Below are 21,315 nucleotides of genomic sequence, written 5' to 3' on the forward strand. Positions count from 1 at the left end.
TAGTATCAACAACCAAGCAATTGTTTGGTCAAGTGCTCACCGGCAGAATGCCGGGGCCCCGCGACCAGAGTTCAGAGAGGAGCTCGGGATGACCGCTGACATCGACGGCGTCGTCGAGTACGACGTGCGCGGGCCGGTGGCGTTCGTGCGCCTGAACCGCCCCGAATACCGCAACGCGCAGAACTCCCGCGTCACATACGCCCTCGACGCCGCCTTCACCGCCGCGGTGAACGACGACGCGGTCAAGGTCATCGTGCTCGCCGGCAACGGCGACCACTTCTGCGCCGGGCACGACATCGGCACCCCCGATCGCGACATCGACAAGAGCTTCGAACGCAAGGCCGTCATCTGGTGGGACCACGTCGGAGCCGAGGGCGTCGACTCGCGGTTCGCCCGCGAGTCGGAGGTCTACCTCGGCATGTGCCGACGGTGGCGCGAGATCCCGAAGCCCATGATCGCGATGGTCCAGGGCGCCTGCATCGCGGGCGGACTCATGCTCGCCTGGTCGTGCGACTTCATCGTGGCCTCCGACGACGCGTTCTTCCAGGATCCGGTCGTGCGGATGGGGATCCCCGGCGTCGAGTTCTTCGCCCACCCGTGGGTCACGAACCCCCGCGCGGCGAAGGAGATGCTCTACACGGGCGACCGGATGCCGGCGCAGCGCGCCTACGAGCTCGGGATGGTGAACCACGTGTTCCCGCGCGCGGACCTCGAGACCGAGACCGTCGCGCTCGCGGAGCGCATCGCGCAGATGCCGCGACTGGGCCTCGCCCTCACCAAGAAGGCCGTCAACCAGGCCGAGGATCTGCAGGGCCTGCGGGCCGGAATGGACTCGGTGTTCGGACTGCACCACGCCGCGCACGCCCACAACGCCGAAGTGCAGGGCGACTCGCTCGCCGGCGTCGGCATCCGATCGATCCGCGACGCGGGAGGACCGCAGTGAATCTCGACCTGACCCCCGAGCAGGAGGCGTTCGCGGCCGAGGCGCGCGCATGGCTCGCCGCGCACGTCCCCGACCCGCGCCTGCCGTCGATGGACACCGCGGAAGGCTTCGCCGCCCACCGGGCGTGGGAGGCCGAGCTCGCCGAGGGCGGCTGGTCCGTCGTGTCGTGGCCCGAGGAGTACGGCGGCCGCGCCGGCGGTCTCGTGGAGTGGGTGCTGTTCGAGGAGGAGTACTACCGCGCCGGCGCTCCGACCCGCGTCGCGCAGAACGGCATCTCCCTGCTCGCCCCGATCGTGTTCGAGCACGGCACCGACGAGCAGCGCGCGAAGTACCTCACCGACATGGCGAACGGCACGACCATCTGGGCGCAGGCCTGGTCGGAGCCGGGCGCCGGATCCGACCTCGCCGCGATCCGCAGCACGGCGCGGCGCGACGATGCGCGCGGCGGCTGGGTCCTCAACGGCCAGAAGATCTGGAGCTCGCGCGCCGTCTGGGCCGACCGCGGATTCGGCCTGTTCCGCTCCGACCCCGAGGCCGAGCGGCATCGCGGGCTCACCTACTTCCTGTTCCCGCTGGATGCGCCGGGCATCACCGTCCGCGCGATCGAGCAGCTCGACGGTGGCACGGGTTTCGCCGAGATCTTCTTCGACGACGTGTTCGTCCCCGACGACGACGTCCTGGGTGCGCCGGGCGACGGATGGCGCGTCGCGATGAGCACCGCGGGCAACGAGCGCGGGCTCTCGCTGCGCTCTCCCGGACGGTTCCTCGCGGCGGCCGACCGGCTCGCAGAGCTGTGGCTCGAGGACGACCCCAGCGACCCTGGCGCCGCCGACTCGGTGGCGGACGCGTGGATCGGCGCCGAGGCCTACCGCCTCTTCACGTGGAATACCGTGAGCCGGATGCTCGAGGGTGCCGACGTCGGAGCGGAGGGCAGCATGAACAAGCTCTTCTGGTCGCAGCTGGACCTCCACATCCAGGAGACCGGACTCCGCCTGCTCGGCCCTCTCGCCGAACTGCGCGGGCCGGAGGCCGTCGACGACGGCCGCTGGGCCGACGACTACCTGTTCGCCCTCGCCGGGCCCATCTATGCCGGCACGAACGAGATCCAGCGCAATATCGTGGCGGAGCGGATCCTCGGACTCCCGCGCGGCGACCGAAGGAGGGCATGATGCGCTTTCTCCCCACCGACGAGCAGCTCGCCTTCGCGGAGGCCGTCGACGAGATCGTCGACGGGCACGGCGGCACCGACATCCCCCAGGCGTGGGCGGCGGGCGACACCGCCCCCGGTCTCGAGCTGTGGCGGCAGTTCGCCGAGCTCGGTCTCGGCGGGCTCCGGCTCCCCGAGGAGGACGGCGGTCTCGGCGGCAGCGCCGTCGACCTCGTCGTCGTCTTCGAGCGGCTCGGCTACCACGCCGTGCCCGGCCCGTACCTGGAGAGCCTGGCGCTACTGCCGCGTCTCGTCGACGCGTCGACGCGCGCCGAGCTCGCCGGCGGCGCGGTCGCGACGGCCTGCGTCGAGCGCGTCGCACCGTTCGCGCTGGATGCCGATGCCGCAGCCCTGCGGTTCGCGATCGACGACGAGGGCATCGCGCCGGCGGCGGCCGGGGCATCCATCGCCTCCCTTGCGCGGGTCCGACGCCTGAACGCCCTGACGCCCGGCGCACGCACGCCACTCGACCGCGAGACTCTCAGCGGCGCCCTCGACGAGGCGTCCCTCGCCGCGGCCGCCCAGCTGGTGGGGGCCGGCGAGCGACTCCTCCACGAGGCGGTCGAATACGCGAAGATCCGTGAGCAGTTCGGGCAGCAGGTCGGCGCCTACCAAGCCCTGAAGCACCAGCTCGCCGACGTCCGCGTCGCGCTGAGCTTCGCGCGCCCGCTCGTGCATGCCGCCGCGCTCGCCCTCGACGGCCCCACGCGGGCGCGCGACGTGTCGGCGGCCAAGGTCGCCGCGGGTGCGGCCGCCCGGCGCGCCGCACGGACGGCTTTGCAGGTCCATGGTGCGATCGGCTACACCGCCGAGCACCCGGTCGGCCTCTGGATCGCTCTCGCCCCGGCGCTCGATGCCGCGTGGGGCACGCCCACCTTCCACCGCGCGCGCGTCTCCCGCGCGCTCGCCCGAGTCTGACGGGAGCAGCCGTGCAGTTCGACCTCAGCGAGGAGCAGCAAGAGCTCGTCTCGATGATGCGCGCCCTCTTGCAGCAGCGCTCCGGAAGCACAGCCGTGCGCGCCGCGATGACGAGCGACTCCGGATACGACGCGGAGCTGTGGCGCGTGCTGTGCGAGGAGATCGGCGCCGCCTCGCTCGCGATCCCGGAGGAGTACGGCGGGGCAGGCTTCACGTCGGCCGAGACGCACCTCGTCCTGGAGGAGCTCGGCTACGCGTTGACGCCCTCGCCGTTCTTCGGGTCGGCGGTCCTCGCCGCCCAGGCGCTCCTCCTCTCGGGCGATGCGGACGCGTGCGAGCGCCTGCTGCCCGGCATCGCCGACGGTTCGCAGATCGCGGCTCTCGCCTGGGCGGACGCAGCCGGGAACTGGGCGCCGGGATCCGTCGACGTGACCGCGACGCGAGCCGGCGACGCGTGGGCGCTCGACGGCGAGACTCCGCTCGTGCTCTTCGGCGGGATCGCGGACGTCGTCGTCGCGATCGCCCGGACGGATGTCGGGCCCGCGCTGTTCGAGGTGACCGACGTCGACGCCGTGGAGCGCATCGCGACGCCGGCGCTCGATCCGACCCAGCGCTTCGCGACGCTGGGCTTCGCCGGGGTTCCGGCGAAGATGCTCGCCGCGGGCTCCGACGCGCGGCTGGACGTCCTGCGCGACCGAGCGCTCACCGCGATCACCGCGTTGCAGGTCGGCGCGGCCGCACGCGGCCTCGACATGACCGTCGCCTACGCCGGCCAGCGGGTGCAGTTCGGCCGGACGATCGGGTCGTTCCAGGCGCTGAAGCACCGGATGGCGGACATGCACGTCGAGCTGGAGACGGCGCGGACCGCCTCGCGCGCCGCCGCATGGGCCGCGGCCCACGACGCCCCCGAGCTCGTCGAGCTCGCTCCGCTTGCGAAGGCGCGGTGCTCGGACGCGCTGAACCGCATCGCGGGCGAGACGATCCAGCTGCACGGCGGGATCGCCATCACGTGGGAGCACGACGCACACCTCGTGTTCAAGCGCGCGCACGCCACCGCCCAGCTCCTCGGCGACGCCGACGCGCAGCGCCGCCGCATCCAGTCCTCCCTCGGGCTGTGATCGGAGGCGACCCGCGCGCGGCGATGCGCCCGCGGCCGTCAGCGACGCGTCTCGTGCAGCGGCTTCGCCACGCCGGCGCCCGTCGACACCCGCCGGCGGTCGGCCTCCACCGCGGTCAGCGGCGTCACCTGCCGGAGGGTCTCGCGGCTGCGGCGCGCCAGGTCGCGGTAGACCTCGACGCCGTTGCGCTTCCAGGCGCGGGTCTCCTCATCGAGCTCCTTGATCACCCGCGCGGGGCTGCCGAGGACGAGCACGCCGGGCGGGATGACGGTCCCCGCCGTCACGACCGCACCCGCGCCGACGAGGGCGTCCTCGCCGACCTCCGCGCCGTCGAGGATCGTCGCGCCGATGCCGATCAGGGCGTAGGACCGGATGATGCAGCCGTGCAGCACGGCGCCGTGGCCGACGTGGCTCGACGGCTCGAGGATGGCGTCCGCGCCCGGGAAGGCGTGGATGACGCACGAGTCCTGGACGTTCGATCCCTCGCCGACCGTGATGCGGCCGAAGTCGCCGCGCAGGCTCGCGAAGGGGCCGATGTAGCAGTCCGCACCGATCACGACGTCGCCGATGAGCGACGCCGTGTCGTGCACGAACGCATCGGGATGCACGACGGGGACGACCCCGTCGATCTCGTAGGCGGGCATCAGGACACCTGTCCGCCGTCGATGACGAACTCATGACCCGTGCAGTAGCTGCTCGCATCGCTGGCGAGGAACGCGACGAGGCGCGACACCTCTTCGGGGCGCGCGGCGCGCGGGATGGGGATCGTCGAGATGAACCCCGTGCCCTGTCGGGTCTCCTCGGTGATCATCGGGGTGTCGACCGCTCCCGGGCAGATGGTGTTGACGCGGATGCCGTACGGCCCGAACTCGCGGGCGGCGGAGCGGGATGCGCCGATGAGCCCCCATTTCGACGCCGAGTACGGCACGCGGTCCGCGTAGCCCGCGAGCCCCGCGGTCGACGAGATGTTCACGATCGAGCCGCCGCGGTCGCGCAGGAGCGGCAGCATCGCCTGCATCCCGAGCATCGGACCGATCAGGTTGACGTCGAGCGTCCGCCGGATCGTCCCCTCGTCCACGGATTCGAGCGGCCCGGTCGGGCTCACGCCGGCGTTGTTGACGAGCACATCGACGTGCCCATACGTGTCGCGTGCGAGGTCGGCGACGGCCGCCCAGCCGGCCGGGGAGGTCACGTCGTGGCCGGTGCCGACGGCGTCGCCGAGCTCCGCGACGAGAGCCTCCACACCCGCCTCATCGCGGTCGGTCAGCACGAGCCGCGCGCCGAGGTCGTGCAGCAGCCGCGCATGGGCGCGACCCTGCCCGCCGGCGGCGCCGGTCAGCACCACGACCTTGCCTTCGAGATCGATCACCGGGGCGGTCATCCTGTCCTCATTCCAGTCCAGCGCACACGGAGAAGCCCATGCCACGCATCCATCACATCGGTCTCACCGTCGGCGACACCGCCGCGGCGATCACGTTCTACAGCGCCCTCACCGCGGGCGAGGTCATCGGCCCGCTCGAGAAGCGCGGCCCCGCCGTCGAGGCGGCCGTCGGCTACCCGGGTGTCGTGATCCTGCAGACGTTCCTGACGCTGCCCGACGGCGACGCGGTGATCGAGCTCGTCGAGTACCGCGGCGGGTCGGGCGCGCGCATCGTGCCGGACAACGGCTCGGCGGGGTCGGCGCACGTCGCGATCACGGTGGACGACATGGATGCCGCGCTCGCGCGGGTGACGTCGCTCGGATACCGGGCGATGTCCACGCCCATGACGGCGACCGCGGGCCCCCTCGACGGATGGGGCTACGTGTACGTCATCGGCCCCGACGACGTGCGCGTGGAGCTGCTCGAGCCGCCCCGCTGACGCGTCGCGGGTCACTTGCCCACCGCGGTCCATCCTCCGTCGACCGCGAGGCACTGGCCTGTGACGAAGGACGCCTCGTCCAGCAGCATCCGGATCATCCCGGCTGTTTCGTCAGGCCGCGCCATGCGGCCGAGCGGCGTGCGCGCCGTGACGGCGCTCGCGTCGTAGCCGCGATCGATCATGTCCTGCACCATCGGGGTGAGCGTGTGGCCCGGCGCGACCGCGTTGACGCGCACGCCGAGCGGCGCCCATTCGATCGCGAGGTTCTCGGTCAGCTGGCGCACGGCCGCCTTCGCGGGCCCGTAGTCGATCTGGTTCGCCCATCCGCGGTACGCCGTGGTGGACGACACGAGGACGATGGATGCCGGCTCGCCCTCTAGGCGCCGCACCACCTCCCGGCAGACGGCGAAGGCTCCGACGACGTGGATGTCGTACAGCCGCCGGAGAGCGGCGAGGTCGATGTCGAGCGCCGGGGCGTAGGCGCCGCGGATGCCGTGGCACGCGACGACGCCCGTGATCCGTCCCGCGCGCGCCTCGGCGCGGGACACGGCGTCGACGACCTGCTGCTCATCGGTGACGTCGACGCGCTCGTATCCGACGTCGCCGTCGGCGGCTCCGACCGGCGCGAGGTCGAACACCGTCACGCGATGGCCGTGGGCGACGAGGTCGGCGACCACGGCGGCGCCGATGCCGCTGGATCCGCCGGTGACGATCGTGTGCGAGCGGGTGTCGGTCATCGGTCCTCCTCCGTGGGGCGCCGCCGGTTTCCGCGCACCCTCGAGCGATGCCATGCTAGCCTGTAAACCAAACAAGCGCTAGGTTTAGACCGGCGCGAGAACCCGCGTGTTCGCGAAGGCGCGAGAAGGAGCACGGATGCCGGACAAGCTGATGACGATCGATGAGGCGGTCGCCCAGGTCGAGAGCGGGATGACGATAGGCATCGGCGGATGGGGTTCCCGCCGCAAGCCGATGGCCCTCGTCCGGGCGCTCCTGCGCACTGACGCGCGCGACCTCACCGTCGTCGCGTTCGGCGGACCGGATGTGGGGCTCCTCGCGGCGGCAGGACGCATCCGCCGCCTCGTCTACGGCTTCGTCTCCCTCGACAGCATCCCGCTCGATCCGCTGTTCACCCAGGCGCGCGAGCGCGGGGAGCTCGAGATCGAGGAGTACGACGAGGGCATGTTCGTCGCCGGCCTGCGCGCGGCCGCGCAGCGCCTCGACTTCCTCCCCACGCGGGCGGGGCTCGGCTCCGACGTGCTGCCCGCGAACCCGCGGCTGAAGACCGTGGCGTCGCCCTACAGCGACGACGAGTACGTGGCGATGCCCGCGCTCCCCCTCGATCTGGCCCTCGTGCACATGAACCGCGCGGACGCGGCCGGGAACGCGCAGTTCCTCGGCCCCGACCCGTACTTCGACGACCTCTTCGCCATGGCCGCGCAGCGCACGATCGTCTCGACCGAGAAGGTCGTGTCGACCGGGAGCCTGCTGGACGAGGCGTCCTTCCACACGCTCCTGTTCAGCCGCATGTACGTGCACGGAGTGGTCGAGACGCCCCGGGGCGCGCACTTCACCACGTGCGAGCCGGACTACGGCCGCGACGAGGCCTTCCAGCGCCACTACGCGACCGCGGCGAAGGATGCGGATGCCTGGGCCGGCTTCAGCGGGACGTTCCTCGGCGGCGACGAGGCCGCCTATCACGAGGCCGTCGCGCGCTTCCACATCACCGAGGGGGAATCATGACCAGCGACGTCACCCGCGCAGAGATCTGCATCGCCGCGTGCGCCGACAACTACCGCGAGTCGGGAGAGGTGCTCGCCCACGCGGTCGGCATCGTGCCGACGCTCGGCGCGCGCCTCGCCAAGCGCACGTCGGCGCCGGACATCGTGCTGTCCGACGGCGAGGCGTTCTTCATGTCGGAGCTCCCGCCGCTCGGCACCTCGGATGCGGCCGGGGTCGTCGAGGGCTGGGCGCCGTTCCGCCGCATCTTCGACATCGTCGCGACGGGTCGCCGCCAGAGCATCATGGGCGCGAGCCAGATCGACCGCTACGGCAACCAGAACATCTCGCTCATCGGCGACTGGGCGCGTCCGAAGCGCCAGCTCATCGGCGTGCGCGGGGCCCCGGGCAACACCGCGAACCACCGCGTCGACTACTGGATCGCGAAGCACTCCGCCCGCATCTTCGTCGACTCCGTGGACATGGTGTCGGGCGTCGGCAACGACCGTGCGAAGGCTGCGGGGGCCGCGATGCGGTTCCATCACCTCGGCGTGATCGTCACGAACCTCGCGGTGTTCGACTACGACGTCGAGGGACGGGTCCGCGTGCGCTCCATCCACCCCGGCGTGACGCCCGAGGAGGTGCGGGAGAACACCGGGTTCGACATCGACACCGACGGCGTCCCCGCGACGCGTCTTCCGGATGCGGAGGAGCTGCGCCTCATCCGCGAGGAACTCGATCCGCGCGGCATCCGCTCCCGTGAAGTGCCGGCCTGAGGCCGGCACCCGGAGAGCTACTCGGCGAGGAGGCCGTTGTGGAAGAGGTCGAGGTAGTGGCGGCTCACGCTCGCGGCGGTGTGGCGACCGCCCGGGCGGAACCACCGCACCGTCGACCACAGCGAGTCGCGGAGGAACCGGTACGCGATGCCGGCATCCATCGACTGGCGGAACGCACCCGACTTCTGACCGCCGCGGATGACCTCGAGCCAGATCGCCTCGATGCGCGCCGACTTCTCGTGCAGGAACTCGAAGCCGGTCTGCGTCGCGAGGAAGGCCGACTCGTTCTGGTACAGGCCGACGGCATCCGGCTCGCGCTCGATCGTGAGGAACGCATGCTCGACGAGCGCGTCGAACGTGTCGCGCGGGCTGCCGCCGGCGGCGAGGATCTCCTCGAAGCGCGCCAGCAGGCCGTCCATGAAACTGCGCAGGATCTCCTCGAGGATCGCTTCCTTCGAGGAGAAGTGGTGGTAGAGACTTCCGGAGAGGATGCCGGCCTCGTCGGCGATATCGCGGACGGTCGTGGCCGAGTAGCCCTGGGATGCGATGAGCCGCGCCGCGATGGCCAGGATCTGCGTCCGGCGCTCGGAGCTCTGGTCCGCGCGCTCCGCCCTCGTGTTCATTGCCATCCGGCTGGCCTCCGTGTCAGTTGGTCAAGCGTTTGTTCAACTTGATGCGTTCATATGCTACGCCCACAATCAATACCCGGAAAAGCCCACACCGACGTGAAGGAACCCCGATGATCCGATACTCGACGGCCGAGACCCTGCCCGCCCTGCTGGCCGACATGAGCAGCCTCGGCGACCACCCGGCGGTCGTGGACGGCGACGAGCGCGTCGGATACCGCGAGCTCGAGACCCGCGTCCACGAGGCGAGCCGCGCGTACCTCGCCGCGGGCGTCCGGCGCGGCGACCGCGTCGCCGTCTGGGCGCCGAACCGGCTCGGGTTCATCCTGGCGATGCTCGGCGCCGAGGCGATCGGCGCCGCCGTCGTGCCGCTGAACACCCGCTACACGGGGCATGAGGCCGCCGGCATCCTGGCCCGCTCGCGCGCCTGTGTGCTCGTGCTCGCCGACGGCTTCCTCGACCGCTCCTTCTCCCGCATGCTGTGCGATGCGGCCGCCGAGCTCGAGGACGCCGACGGCGCGGGCGAGGGTGGCGCGGTGCCCGGGCTCCCGCACCTGCGACTCCTCGTCGGGCTGGACTCCCGCCCGGTCGGCGACGCCGCCCTCGACTGGGAGTCGTTCCTCGCGACCGGGCGGTCGGTCGACGACGCGACCCTGGCCTCGGCGCTCGGCGCCGTCGATCGCGACGACGTGATCGACATCCTCTACACGTCCGGGACGACGGGCGTGCCCAAGGGCGTCATGAGCGCGCACCGGCAGACGCTGGGCGTCGCCCGCGCCTGGGCGAAGGGCGCAGAGCTGTCGACGGAAGACCGCTACGCGATCGTCAACCCGTTCTTCCACGGCTTCGGCTACAAGGCCGGCATGATCGCCGCGCTCGTGGCCGGCTCGACGATCTACCCGCTGCCGGTGCTCGACGCCGACGCTCTGCTCGAGCTCATCCAGCGCGAGCGCATCACGGTGCTCCCCGGTGTGCCCACGATCTTCACGACCCTCATCGACCACCCGCGTCTCAAGGAGTACGACCTCTCGTCGCTGCGCTTCTCGATCGCCGGTGCGACGGCGGCGCCCGCGACGCTGTTCCGCGACATGGTCGGGATCCTCGGCTTCCAGCGGGTCGCGCAGGCCTATGGCCTGACCGAGTGCGTCGTGGCGACCATGTCGCGACAGGGCGAATCGCTGGACCACGCGCAGCAGACGACGGGGCCGGCGATCGAGGGGATGGAGATCCGCGTCGTCGACGAGGAGGGGAACGACGTCCCGACCGGCTCGGACGGGGAGATCCTGCTCCGCGGCGAGCAGGTCATGCTGGGCTACTTCGAGGATCCGGAGGCCACGAGCGCCGTCATCGACGAGGACGGCTGGTTCCACACCGGCGACATCGGCCAGCTCGACGAGCACGGATGCCTCAAGATCACCGATCGCCTCAAGGACATGTTCATCGTCGGCGGCTTCAACGTGTACCCCGCCGAGGTCGAGAACGTCCTCCGCAAGCACCCGGCTGTGAACGAGTCGGCCGTCATCGGCGTGCCTGACCGGCGCCTCGGGACGGTGGGGCGCGCCTACGTCGCGCTGCTGAGCGACCTCGACCACCGGCCCGACGCGGCCGAGCTCACCGCGTTCTGCCGCGAGCGCCTCGCGAACTTCAAGGTGCCGCACGACTTCGTGTTCGTCGACGACTTCCCCCGCAACGCGACGGGCAAGATCCTGAAGACGGAGCTCCGCGTCGCCTGACGGGCCTCGGACCCAGCGGGCGCCCTGCCGACGCAGGGCGCCCTTCGCGTATCAGGCGCCCTGCGTGGCGATGCGGAACGTCTCGCGCATGTCGGCGATCCAGGCATCCGGGTTCTCCCACGCGGCGAAGTGTCCGCCGTGCTCGTGCCCCCGGACGTTCACCAGGTTGTACCAGCGGGCGCTGCGGTCGCTCGGGCTGCGCTGGGCGGATGCGCTGATGTACGCCTCGGCGCGCTGCTGCGCGGTGACACCGGGAGGATTCTCGAAGCCGAGGAAGGTGATGCCGGTCGGCGGCTCGATCTGCGGGATGCGGTCGTGGTCCGGCCGCCACGGGTACATGGCGGAGTTCGCATACGTCCGGATGCTGGTGCCGATCGTGTTCGTGAGCCAGAACATCGTGACGGTGCCGAGCAGCTCGTCCTTCGAGAAGACCGATTCGAGGTCCCCGTCGTGATCGACCCAGAGCTGGCTGCGCCGCACGAGCCACGCGAGCAGCCCGACGGGCGAGTCCGACAGTCCATAGGTCAACGTCTGCGAGTCGAGCATGTGGACGGCGATGTGGGCGACGAACTTCCGCATGTACTTCTGCAGCCCGTCGCGCTCCTCCTGCGTCGCGTCCGGTGGCGAGACGCGCCCCTCGGTGATGTCCCACCACCGCTCGCCCTGGAAGATGTCGAGCGGGGTCGGCGTGCTGACGTGCAGGCCGATCACGTGCTCGGCGTGCTTGTGCCCCAGCTGCGCGGTCACGAGCGCGCCGAAGTCTCCCCCGCCCGCGGCGTAGCGGTCGCAGCCGAGCACCTCGGTCATGAGCTCGTTCCACAGGTCGGCGATCTTCCAGAAGTTGAGATCGTCGCGTCGCGACGGCGAGGACAGCGCGAATCCGGGGTAGGAGGGCACGATGACGTCGAACGCCGGAGCACCCGGTGCACCGTGTGCATCCGGATCGGCGAGCGCGTCGATGACCCGGCTCCAATGCCAGAACGTCCACGGCCACCCGTGCGTCAGGATGACGGGGATCGCATCCGCCCGCGGGCTCGGCCGGCGCAGGAAGTGGATCGGCTCGCCCGACACCTCGACGCGGTAGTGGTCGTAGGCGTTGTAGCGGCGTTCCATCTCGCGCCAGTCGAACTCGTCGAGCCAGTAGTCCACGAGCTCGCGCATGTAGGACTGCTCGACGCCGTAACGGCCCGTGTCGTCGCCGGGGAGTGCCGGCCATCGCGTGCGGCGCAGCCGCTCCCTGAGGTCGTCCATATCCTCCTGAGGGAAGGAGATCTCGAACTTCTCGGCGCGGGACGTATCGATCATTCGATCCTCCGATTAGGGGCTTGCGCGGTGCGGCTACACCCAGGTGGGACGCGGCGAGGCCAGCAGGCCCACCGGAGCGACGGTCTCGGCCAGCCGACCGGTGAGCGCCTCGGCGACGTCGGCGACGTCCCAGTGCTCGCGCTCGGTGAGGACCCGCAGCATCGGCGGGTCCATGAGGCCGAGCCGACGGCCGTCGAACCGGACGATCTGCCCGGTCAGGGGCGCCGAGGCGGCGCTGAGGAGATGCACGACGGCAGGGGCGACCCGCTCGGGCGGACCGCCGCGGTAGCGCTCGCTCGCCGAGCTCAGCTCCGACATCGCAGTGTGGGCGAGGGGTGCGATGGCATTGCAGCGGATGCCGGCATCCGCGCCTTCCAGCGCCCACGTGTAGGTCAGCGACATGACGGCGCCTTTCGTCGCCCCGTAGAGCGAGAGCCCGGCCATCCCCTGCAGCGCGCCGGACGCGACGGTGACGATGCTGCCGCCGTGGCCGTCTTCGCGCAGGGCGCGCATCGCCGCGCCGACCCCGTGGACGACACCGGCGACGTTGGTGGCGAGCATCTCCGCGACGTCGTCCGGCGTCACGTCGACGGCGTCGCCCGGGCGCAGCATCCCCGCGTTCGCGACGAAGCCGTCGATACGCCCGAAGGCTGCGCGGCACGCGCCGACGAGGTCGTCCGCGGCGCGCGGGTCGCGCACGTCTCCGCCGACGGCGACAGCGGATCCGCCGGCCGCCTGGATCTCTGCGGCGACCGCAGCGGCGGACGCGAGGTCGAGGTCGCCGACGGCCACGCTCGCCCCGGCCTCCGCCGCGGCGAGCGCGTACGCCCGCCCGAGACCGGCGCCCGCGCCGGTGATGGCGATCGCGGCGGCCTCGAGCGGGCTCTGCGTCATGTCAGCTGAGGCGTTCCAGTACGAGCGCCATGCCCTGACCGCCCGCCACGCACATGGTCTCGACGCCGAACTGCGCGTCGCGCTCCTGCATCGCGTGGATGAGCGTCGTCGTGATGCGAGCGCCGGTCATGCCGAACGGGTGCCCCAGCGCGATGGCGCCGCCGTTGACGTTCACCTTCTCGGGGTCGATCCCGATGTCGTCGATCGAAGGCAGCACCTGGGCGGCGAACGCCTCGTTGATCTCGAGCAGGTCGATGTCGGAGATCGACATGGAGGCGTTGCGCAGCGCCTGCGCGACCGCACCCACGGGGCCGAGGCCCATGATCTCGGGGCTGAGCGCCGAGACGCCGGTCGAGACGACGCGGGCGAGCGGCGTGAGCCCGAGCTCGCGGGCGCGGGTGTCGCTCATGACGACGAGCGCCGCGGCTCCGTCGTTCAGGGGGCAGCAGTTCGCCGCGGTGACGGTGCCATGCGGGCGGAAGACCGGCTGCAGGCCTGAGATGCCCTCGAGGGTCACGCCCGCGCGGGGGCCGTCGTCAGCCGAGACGACCGTGCCGTCCGCGAGGGTGACGGGGGTGATGTCCTTCTCCCAGAACCCGCGCACCCTGGCCTGCTCGGCGAGGTTCTGGCTGCGCACCGCCCACTCGTCCTGCGCAAGCCGCGAGACACCGCGGAACTGGGCGACGTTCTCGGCGGTGTCGCCCATCGCGATGTAGATGTCGGGCAGTTCGCCGCGGGCGCGCGGGTCGCTCCAGACGGCGCTGGCATCCTCCGCGAGCGCCTGCGTGCGCGCCATCGCGGCGGCGTACGCCGGGTTCTTCGTGTCGGGCATGCCGTCGGACTTGCCGAGACCGAAGCGCGAGACGGTCTCGACGCCGGCTGAGATGAACACGTCGCCCTCGCCGGCGCGGATGGCGTGGAAGGCCATGCGCGTGGTCTGCAGCGACGAGGAGCAGTAGCGGTGCACCGTCGTGCCGGGGACGCCGTCGAGCCCGAGCTGCAGGCCGATCTGGCGGGCGATGTTGTAGCCCTGCTCGCCGGCGGGCTGACCGCATCCGACCATCATGTCGTCGATCGTCGTCGGGTCGAGCTCGGGCACCCGGTCGAGCGCCGCGCGCACGATCTGGACGGCGAGGTCGTCGGCGCGCATGTCCTTGAGCGAACCCTTGTTCGCGCGGCCGATCGGCGAGCGCGCGGCGGATACGATGACCGCTTCGGTCATTTCCGGTCTCCTTCTGAGCTGTGGTCGTGGCGGGGGAAGACGGTGCCGACATCGGGGGTGTGCGCGAGGAAGGCGGGCCATTCGCCGCCTCCGTCCGCGGCGAGCACGGCGCCGGTGATGTGGGATGCCAGCGGAGAGGCGAGGAGCACACAGGCGTCGCCGATCTCGGCCGGCGTCGCGAGGCGGCCGCGCGGGATGGTCGCGGCGATGCGCGCATAGCTCTCGGCGTCGCCGTAGTGCTCGGTCGCGCCCTCCGTGGCGACGAGCCCGCAGCTGACGGCGTTGACCCGCACGTCGGGCGCCCACTCCGCGGCGAGGCTCTGCGTGAGGCTCTCCAGCGCCGCCTTGGCCGCGCCGTACACCGCGGTGCCGGGGCTCGGCCGCCGGGCGCTGATCGACGTGATGTTCACGATGGATCCGCCGGTCTCGCGCAGATGCGGATAGGCGGCCCGCGCGACGAAGGCCGCGGACAGGAAGTTCAGCTCCGTGATCGCCCGCAGGTATCGGGGCGATCCGTCTTCGAAGCGCCCGAACGGCGACCCGCCGGCGTTGTTGACGACGACGTCGATGCGGCCGCGGCGGGCGACGACGTCGGCGATCCACGCGTCGACGGCATCGGGGTCGCGCACGTCGGCGGCGCGGAAGACGGCCTCGCCCGGAGCATCGTCGGGCTCGCTGCGGCCGCAGAACTCCACATCGGCGCCTGCGTCGAGGAAGCGCCGGACGATGCCCGCGCCGACACCCCGGCCGCCGCCGGTGACGAGGACGACTCGACCGGACAGATCGATGGTCAGGCTCATGGGACCTCCTCGCAGCATCGCGGACTCTGGCCAGCCTACCAAACAAATGCTAGTTTTGGCGCATGACGCCCGGCTCCCCCGCATCCCCCGCCCGTACGGCACTCGTGACCGGCGGCGCCGGCGGCATCGGCGGGGCGGTGAGCGAGCGTCTCGCCCGTGACGGACTGCGGGTGATCCTCGTCGACACGGACGCGGATGCGGCCGAGCGTACGGCATCGCGCATCCGCTCCGCCGGGGGCGAGGCGACCCCCCTCGTCGGCGACGTCACCGACGACGAGACCGTCGCGCGGATCGGCGACCTGATCGACCGCGAGACGGACGGCGGGGTCGACGTGCTCGTCAACAACGTCGGCGATTTCCGCCCCGCGCGCGCCGTCTTCCACAAGAGCACGCCCGACCAATGGGAGGCCCTGCACCGCATCAACCTGTGGCACGTCTTCCGCGTGACACACCTCGTCGTCCCGGGGATGATCGCCCGCGGCGGCGGGGCGATCGTCAACGTCTCCACCGTCGAGGCGTTCCGCGGCATCCCGGGCAACGCGGTGTACTCCGCGTACAAGGCCGGCGTCTCGGCGTTCACGAAGAGCCTCGCCGTCGAACTCGGCCCGAGCGGCATCCGCGTCAACGCCATCGCCCCCGACCTCACCGACACCGCGCAGACTCCCGCCGACGCGATGCTCGAAGGACGTGACCCCGCGCTCGTGCGGTCGTGGGTCCCGCTCGGCCGGTTCGGCGCACCCGACGACCACGCGGAGGTGGTCTCGTTCCTCGCCTCCGATGCGTCCCGCTTCGTCACAGGGCACACGATCCCGGTCGACGGCGGGACCCTCGCCGCATCCGGCTGGTACGGCCGCACGGCGACGCGCGGCTGGACGAACCGACCGGACGGCGCATGAGCGATCTCGCCGGGGCTGCCGACGAAGCAGCCGACCGCGCCGCCATCCACCGCCTGGTGCTCGAGTACTGCCGCGCGGTGGACCGCGGTGACACGGCTGGAATCCGTGCGGTCTACTCGCGCGACGGCGTCGACCACCACACCGGCTTCTCCGGTCCCGCCGACGAGTACGCCGCGTGGGTCCGCGAGCGAACCGCCGTCTTCGACGGAACGATGCACCTCGTCGGGAACCACCTCGTCGAGCTCTACGGCGACCACGCACTCGCCGAGACCTACGGCACCGCGGTGCACTGGGGCACGCCGCAGGACGACCCCGCCCTGAACTTCACGAGCGGCTTCCGCTACATCGACCACGTGCGTCGCGACCCGGAGGGCTGGCGCATCGTCGAGCGCCTCGCGGTCCGCGAGTGGACACGGGTGGATGCCGGCCGCCTCGTCGCGCCCGAGGGCTTCGGCCCGCGCGGCAGCCGCGACGCGGACGACCCGCTGCACGTCGTGCGCGAGCGGGTCGTCCGGGCGATCGGCTGAGGCGGTTCAGGCGGCCAGCGCCGAGGAGGCGGAGGTCAGGCGGCGGTTCCGCCGAAGTATGCGCGCTGCAGATCGTCGAGGGTGACGGAGTCCGCGGCGCCGGCGAGGACCGTGCGGCCCATCTCGATGACGCTGACGTCGTCCGCGATGGCGACGGAGTCCTGCACGGCCTGTTCGACGAGCAGGATGCCGATGCCCGTCGCCTTCAACGCGTGCACCCGCTCCATGACCTCCTTGACGATGACCGGGGCGAGGCCCTGGCTCGGCTCGTCGAGGATGAGGAGCTTCGGCTTGGCCATGAGCGCCTGGCCGATCGCGAGCATCTGCTGCTGACCGCCCGACATGCTGGCCGCGGGCAGCGAGCGCTTGTCGCCGAGGATCGGGAAGAGCTCGTAGATCTCCTGCACCGATCCGGCGAGGGCGCGCTTCCGCTTGCCGGTGGAGAGACCGCCGAGCAGCAGGTTCTGCTCGATCGTGAGCTCGTGGAAGACGCGCTTACCCTCCTGCACGTAGGACATCCCGCGTCCGACCCGGCGGTGCGGCGGCACGTCGCCGAGCGGCTCGCCGAGGTAGCGCACGTCACCGCCCGTCGTGCGGTTGAGTCCCGTGATCGCGCGGAGGGTCGTGGTCTTGCCCGCGCCGTTGCGGCCGAGCAGGACCGTGATGCCGCCCGCCCGGACGGTGAGCGACACGTCGCGGACGACCTTCAGGTCGCCGTACCCCGTCTGCAGATGCTCGACCTCGAGCACGATCTCGTCAGTCATCGCCGCCTCCGTGGTGGGTCGCCGCGTCGTCGGGTGCGACGCCCAGATACTCCTGCATGACGCGCGGGTCGCGCTCGATCTCGTCCGGCGTGCCGTGCGCCATCACCTTGCCGTGCGCGAGCACGTAGATGTCGTCGGACAGACGCAGGACGAGCTGGAAGTTGTGCTCGACGAGCACGACGGTCAGCCCCGCATCCCGCAGCCGTCCGATGAGGGATGCCAGCACGTCGAGCTCGTCTTCGTCGAGACCCGAGGCGACCTCGTCGAGGAGGAGCACCTTGGGTGTGGCGACGAGGCTCCGCGCCACCTCGAGGAGGCGGCGGTTGCCGAGCGGAAGGGCGTTCGCGAGCTCGTGGCGGTGGGCGCTCAGCCCGACGAGTGCGAGGGCGCGCTCCGCCTCGGCGCGGTCCTGACGGCGGACGCGCCAGTACCGCGGCAGACGCAGGATCGAGCTCAGCATGCTCACGCGGTCGCTCGCGTAGCGCCCGGCCTCGACGGCCTCGAGCACCGTGAGCTTCTCAGGGATGTTCGGGGTCTGGAACGTGCGGGACACGCCGGCCCGCGCGACGCGGTAGGACGACTGCCCCTCCACCTCGTGCCCGTCGAGCGTGATCGCGCCGGCGTCCGTCCGGTAGAAGCCGGAGATCATGTTCAGCAGGGTCGTCTTGCCCGACCCGTTGGGCCCGATGATCGCCGTGACGGCGCCCGGCCGCGCATCGACGCTGACGTCGGTGAGCGCCTTGTTGCCGCCGAAGGACTTCGACACGTCGGTGACCTGCAGGTGCGCGCCATCCATCTCCCCGATCTCGGCGGCTGCCGCAGGGGCCTCCGCCGCGACCGCCACCTTGCTCCGCGCGGCGGCGTCGAGCCGGCGCACGAACGACCATGCGAGGCCGGCGAGACCGCCGGTGAACAGGACCCCGCCGAACAGCAGGAACGCACCGGTGATGATGAGGCCGTACTGCTGGAAGTTCGTCGCCTGGTTCATGCCGAACTGCAGGACCGTCGCACCCACGACGGCGCCGAAGACGGATGCCGATCCGCCGAAGATCGACGCTGCGAGCACCGTCATCGCGAACGAGAACGAGAACGCCTCGGGGGAGATGAACAGGTCGAGGTTGGCGAAGAGCACGCCGGCGAGTCCCGCGGGCAGCGCTCCAAGCGCGTACGCCGTGAGCTTCGCGCGGAACACCGAGATGCCCATCGACGACGCGAGCACCGGGCTCTGCTTGAGGACCCGCAGGGCCGTTCCGTGGCGCGAGACGATCACGTTGCGCATCACGGCGAACCACAGGATGGAGATGACGACGATGATGACGTAGAACAGCGACTGGTCGATCATCTCGCCGCCGAGCGTCGGCGGCTGGATGCCGGCGAGTCCGTTCCGCCCTCCGGTGATCCCCTTGAACATCGACAGCACGTCGGGGATGAGGAGGATGAGGAAGAACGAGGTCATCGCCAGCGACCAGCTGCCGAGTCGCAGACCGGGGATGCCTGAGATGAGGCCGACCACGAGCGCCGCCGCGGCACCCGCGATCAGCTGCAGCCACAGCTCGGTGATCCCCGCGGCGCCCATGATGCCGGCGGTGTAGGCACCGGCGGCGTACATCGCCACCTGGCCCATCGCGAGCTCCCCCGCGTAGCCGAGCGACAGGTTCATGCCGGAGACGATGAGGGCGAGCAGCATCGTGAGCTCGACCTGACGGATGACGCCGTACTCGGCGCCCGCGTACGGCAGGACGATGAGGGCGAGGCCGATGATGAGCGGCCACACCCAGCCGGGGACTGCGCGCAGTCGCAACCAGAGCGCGGCCATCAGACGGCCCTCTCCATCCGGCGGGTGAACAGGCCGGTGGGCTTCACCATGAGGATCACGATCAGCACGAGGAAGATGCTGAGGTTCGCCGCATCCGCACTGATGTAGCGGGCGGCGAGGGCTTCGGTGAGACCGACGATCAGTCCTCCGGCGAGGACGCCCCACAGCGAGCCGAAGCCGCCGATCGCGAGGACGACGAAGCCCTTGAGCGCGAGGGAGGCGCCGAGCGTGGCGACGGCGTAGGTCTTGGGCCCGACGAAGACGCCGAGGGCACCGGCGAGGACGCCGGTGAAGACGAAGGCGAGGAACGCGAGGCGGCGCACGTTGACGCCGCGCAGCTGTGCGGCCTCCCGATCCTCGCTCATGCCGAGCAGCGCGATGCCGGTGAGAGTGCGCTTGGCGTACTGGGTGAGCGCGACGACGAGCACGACCACGAGGACGATGAGCGCGAGCTCGACGGGGTACACGCGGCCGCCGAAGACGGTGAGCACCTGCTCGCCTGCGAAGAAGGGGACGCTGAGGGGCTCGCCGCCCCAGATGACCTGGGCGACGCCCTCGATGATGATCGAGGCGCCGAGGGTCGTGACGAGGATGTTGTGCGGATCCTTCACCGGGCGGATGGCGATCCGCTCCTCGAGAGCCGCGATGCCGCCGACCACCGCGCCGCCGATGATGGCGACGATCCACCAGGGGAGGTGCCACGACACGATGCCGACGTAGGCGATGAAGCCGCCGACCATCATGAGGGCGGCCTGCGCGAAGTTGAACGTCTTCTGCGAGAGGAAGACGATGTTGTATCCGACGGCGACGAGGGCGTAGACCGCCCCGAGCGCGAGTCCGGACCAGATGATCGTCATGAGGGTTCGGGTTCCCTTCCGCGGTCCAGCCGCTGTTGCGAGGCGGCCTCGGATGCGCTCAGGCGCGTTCCGAGGCCGCGTCGGCAGGGTTCTAGTGGAACTGGCCGTCCACGAGCGGTCCGGGCGAGATGAACAGGAAGTCCGACGGCTGCACGTGCGGCGAGTGCGCGGCGGCCGTGAATCCGTACAGCGACAGGATGGCGGTGCCGGCGGACTTCTGCACGGCCGGGTCGATCAGCGCCTGCGCGATCGCGGCGGTGTCGAACTTGCCCGCCTTCTCCGCGGCCGCCTTGACGAGGAACATCGAGTCGTAGTTGTACGCCAGGATGAGCGACGACTTGATGTCGCCCGCCTTCAGCATCTGCTGGACGGCGTCATTCACCGCGGTCGCGTTCGCGTCGTACTTCGTGCTCGTGTAGACCTGCATCGTCAGGTTCTTGACCGCATCCGTCCCGAGCACGCCGGTGGGCGGCGGAGTCGAGATGAGGCCCGTGGCCGCGACCGAGGTGTTGCCCATGATCGGCACGTTCCAGCCGAGCTTCTGGATCCCCTGCAGCACGTAGCCGAGCGGAGCACCGTACGCGTCGAGCACGAGCACATCCGGGTTGCCCTGCTGGAGCGCCGCGAGCTGCGGCGTCATGTCGAGCGCCGCGACGTCGTACCCCTCGTCGCCCGTGACGGTCATGCCGGCCTTCGTGAAGGCGGCGCTGGACATCTGGCCGAACAGTTCGCCGTACGCGCTCGAGCCGTGCAGGATCGCGACCTTCTTCACGCTGCGGTTCTTGAGCTCGTCGACGAAGGACCCGAGGTAGTCGGGCACGGATGCCGACAGGTCGAAGTTGTAGGGGCTCTTCTTCGGGTCGCCCGAGGTCGCGGTCGGGCCGATGTCGAACGACAGGATCTTGTTCTGGGTGACGATGGGCAGCATCGCCTCCGTGATCGTCGACGGACCCGAGTTCAGGACGATGTCCGGCTTGCTGCTGCCGGAGACGGCTTCGCGAAGCTTCGTGACGGCGACCGTCGGGTCGCCGGTGTCGTCGATGACCTGGATCTCGACCTTGCGGCCGAGGATGCCGCCCTTCTCGTTGATCGCGTTGACGGACGCCTTGGCGGCCGTCACCGACGTCGTGGCGTTGTCGGCCAGGATGCCCTTGCCGCCGATGCCGCCGAGGACGACGACCTTGATGGGGTCGCCTCCCGCGGACGTGGAGGGGTCGGCCGAGCCTGAGCCCGAGCAGCCGGCGAGTGCGACCGCTGCCAGGACGAAACCTGCGACGGTTGCTGTGATCTTGGTGCCGCGCATGTGTTCACCTTTCTCATCGTTGAGCGAAACTACC

Annotated in this window: 22 protein-coding genes; 10 read left to right on the forward strand and 12 right to left on the reverse strand. The window is 70.9% G+C overall.

Going from position 1 to position 21,315, the window contains the following annotated elements:
- The first annotated feature begins 88 nt into the window (after positions 1-88).
- From QSV35_RS08205 to QSV35_RS08220, 4 genes are read left to right on the forward strand one after another with little or no spacing between them, the layout of a single operon-like run.
- A complete protein-coding gene (locus QSV35_RS08205; RefSeq protein ID WP_286288175.1) occupies positions 89-943 on the forward strand; it encodes an enoyl-CoA hydratase in 855 nt (284 codons plus the stop codon).
- On the forward strand, positions 940-2,112 hold the full coding sequence (locus QSV35_RS08210; RefSeq protein ID WP_286288177.1) for an acyl-CoA dehydrogenase family protein: 1,173 nt from the start codon (positions 940-942) through the stop codon (positions 2,110-2,112). Before QSV35_RS08205 ends, QSV35_RS08210 begins: the two co-directional genes overlap by 4 nt.
- Positions 2,112-3,068: an acyl-CoA dehydrogenase family protein gene (locus QSV35_RS08215; RefSeq protein WP_286288179.1), complete on the forward strand. Its 957-nt coding sequence runs from the start codon at positions 2,112-2,114 to the stop codon at positions 3,066-3,068. Before QSV35_RS08210 ends, QSV35_RS08215 begins: the two co-directional genes overlap by 1 nt.
- Positions 3,069-3,079: 11 nt before the next feature.
- On the forward strand, positions 3,080-4,186 hold the full coding sequence (locus QSV35_RS08220; RefSeq protein ID WP_286288180.1) for an acyl-CoA dehydrogenase family protein: 1,107 nt from the start codon (positions 3,080-3,082) through the stop codon (positions 4,184-4,186).
- 38 nt (positions 4,187-4,224) lie between these two features.
- On the opposite strand, the gene QSV35_RS08225 is transcribed toward QSV35_RS08220, so the two are convergent.
- On the reverse strand, positions 4,225-4,830 hold the full coding sequence (locus QSV35_RS08225; protein WP_286288181.1) for a gamma carbonic anhydrase family protein: 606 nt from the start codon (positions 4,828-4,830) through the stop codon (positions 4,225-4,227).
- Entirely contained in the window at positions 4,830-5,567 is a 738-nt protein-coding gene (locus QSV35_RS08230) for an SDR family NAD(P)-dependent oxidoreductase (protein ID WP_286288182.1), read from the reverse strand. The genes QSV35_RS08225 and QSV35_RS08230 overlap by 1 nt, the downstream gene beginning before the upstream one ends.
- Before the next feature lie 38 nt (positions 5,568-5,605).
- Here QSV35_RS08230 and QSV35_RS08235 point away from each other — a divergent pair, with 38 nt between their 5' ends.
- The gene (locus QSV35_RS08235) at positions 5,606-6,046 is read left to right on the forward strand and encodes a VOC family protein (protein ID WP_286288184.1); all 441 of its coding nucleotides are present in this window, start codon (positions 5,606-5,608) and stop codon (positions 6,044-6,046) included.
- An 11-nt stretch (positions 6,047-6,057) separates the two neighbouring features.
- Here QSV35_RS08235 and QSV35_RS08240 read toward each other — a convergent pair whose 3' ends face one another.
- The gene (locus QSV35_RS08240; protein ID WP_286288186.1) at positions 6,058-6,783 is read right to left on the reverse strand and encodes an SDR family NAD(P)-dependent oxidoreductase; all 726 of its coding nucleotides are present in this window, start codon (positions 6,781-6,783) and stop codon (positions 6,058-6,060) included.
- Positions 6,784-6,919: 136 nt separating this feature from the next.
- On the opposite strand from QSV35_RS08240, the gene QSV35_RS08245 reads away from it, so the two are divergent.
- Positions 6,920-7,786: a CoA transferase subunit A gene (locus QSV35_RS08245; RefSeq protein WP_286288187.1), complete on the forward strand. Its 867-nt coding sequence runs from the start codon at positions 6,920-6,922 to the stop codon at positions 7,784-7,786.
- On the forward strand, positions 7,783-8,538 hold the full coding sequence (locus QSV35_RS08250; protein ID WP_286288188.1) for a CoA-transferase subunit beta: 756 nt from the start codon (positions 7,783-7,785) through the stop codon (positions 8,536-8,538). Before QSV35_RS08245 ends, QSV35_RS08250 begins: the two co-directional genes overlap by 4 nt.
- Before the next feature lie 17 nt (positions 8,539-8,555).
- On the opposite strand, the gene QSV35_RS08255 is transcribed toward QSV35_RS08250, so the two are convergent.
- On the reverse strand, positions 8,556-9,167 hold the full coding sequence (locus QSV35_RS08255; protein ID WP_286288189.1) for a TetR/AcrR family transcriptional regulator: 612 nt from the start codon (positions 9,165-9,167) through the stop codon (positions 8,556-8,558).
- Between the two features lie 110 nt (positions 9,168-9,277).
- On the opposite strand from QSV35_RS08255, the gene QSV35_RS08260 reads away from it, so the two are divergent.
- Positions 9,278-10,897: an AMP-binding protein gene (locus QSV35_RS08260; RefSeq protein ID WP_286288191.1), complete on the forward strand. Its 1,620-nt coding sequence runs from the start codon at positions 9,278-9,280 to the stop codon at positions 10,895-10,897.
- A 51-nt stretch (positions 10,898-10,948) separates the two neighbouring features.
- Here the strand turns inward: QSV35_RS08260 and QSV35_RS08265 are convergent, their stop codons facing one another.
- The 4 genes from QSV35_RS08265 to QSV35_RS08280 are packed head-to-tail and all read right to left on the reverse strand — an operon-like array spanning position 10,949 to position 15,118.
- Positions 10,949-12,202: an epoxide hydrolase family protein gene (locus QSV35_RS08265; protein WP_286288192.1), complete on the reverse strand. Its 1,254-nt coding sequence runs from the start codon at positions 12,200-12,202 to the stop codon at positions 10,949-10,951.
- 33 nt (positions 12,203-12,235) lie between these two features.
- Positions 12,236-13,096 carry an SDR family oxidoreductase gene (locus tag QSV35_RS08270; RefSeq protein ID WP_286288193.1) on the reverse strand — a complete coding sequence of 287 codons (861 nt, stop codon included), beginning with the start codon at positions 13,094-13,096 and terminating at the stop codon, positions 12,236-12,238.
- Between the two features lies 1 nt (position 13,097).
- Positions 13,098-14,318 (reverse strand): acetyl-CoA C-acetyltransferase, encoded by a 1,221-nt coding sequence (locus QSV35_RS08275; RefSeq protein ID WP_286288194.1) that lies wholly within the window; start codon positions 14,316-14,318, stop codon positions 13,098-13,100.
- Complete coding sequence (locus QSV35_RS08280) at positions 14,315-15,118, reverse strand: SDR family oxidoreductase (RefSeq protein WP_286288195.1); 804 nt, start codon at positions 15,116-15,118, stop codon at positions 14,315-14,317. The genes QSV35_RS08275 and QSV35_RS08280 overlap by 4 nt, the downstream gene beginning before the upstream one ends.
- A gap of 62 nt (positions 15,119-15,180) precedes the next feature.
- On the opposite strand from QSV35_RS08280, the gene QSV35_RS08285 reads away from it, so the two are divergent.
- Complete coding sequence (locus tag QSV35_RS08285) at positions 15,181-16,014, forward strand: SDR family NAD(P)-dependent oxidoreductase (protein WP_286288196.1); 834 nt, start codon at positions 15,181-15,183, stop codon at positions 16,012-16,014.
- Positions 16,011-16,541 carry a nuclear transport factor 2 family protein gene (locus QSV35_RS08290; protein ID WP_286288197.1) on the forward strand — a complete coding sequence of 177 codons (531 nt, stop codon included), beginning with the start codon at positions 16,011-16,013 and terminating at the stop codon, positions 16,539-16,541. The genes QSV35_RS08285 and QSV35_RS08290 overlap by 4 nt, the downstream gene beginning before the upstream one ends.
- 35 nt (positions 16,542-16,576) lie before the next feature.
- On the opposite strand, the gene QSV35_RS08295 is transcribed toward QSV35_RS08290, so the two are convergent.
- From QSV35_RS08295 to QSV35_RS08310, 4 genes are all read right to left on the reverse strand, one after another.
- Positions 16,577-17,305, reverse strand: coding sequence for an ABC transporter ATP-binding protein (locus tag QSV35_RS08295; RefSeq protein ID WP_286288198.1), 729 nt, complete (start codon positions 17,303-17,305; stop codon positions 16,577-16,579).
- Positions 17,298-19,121 carry a branched-chain amino acid ABC transporter ATP-binding protein/permease gene (locus tag QSV35_RS08300; protein ID WP_286288199.1) on the reverse strand — a complete coding sequence of 608 codons (1,824 nt, stop codon included), beginning with the start codon at positions 19,119-19,121 and terminating at the stop codon, positions 17,298-17,300. Before QSV35_RS08300 ends, QSV35_RS08295 begins: the two co-directional genes overlap by 8 nt.
- Positions 19,121-19,978, reverse strand: coding sequence for a branched-chain amino acid ABC transporter permease (locus tag QSV35_RS08305; protein ID WP_286288200.1), 858 nt, complete (start codon positions 19,976-19,978; stop codon positions 19,121-19,123). Before QSV35_RS08305 ends, QSV35_RS08300 begins: the two co-directional genes overlap by 1 nt.
- 91 nt (positions 19,979-20,069) lie before the next feature.
- Positions 20,070-21,281, reverse strand: coding sequence for an ABC transporter substrate-binding protein (locus tag QSV35_RS08310; RefSeq protein ID WP_286288201.1), 1,212 nt, complete (start codon positions 21,279-21,281; stop codon positions 20,070-20,072).
- Between the last annotated feature and the right edge of the window lie 34 nt (positions 21,282-21,315).

The sequence above is a fragment of the Microbacterium candidum genome (assembly GCF_030315975.1).
Taxonomy (GTDB): Bacteria; Actinomycetota; Actinomycetes; order Actinomycetales; family Microbacteriaceae; genus Microbacterium; species Microbacterium candidum.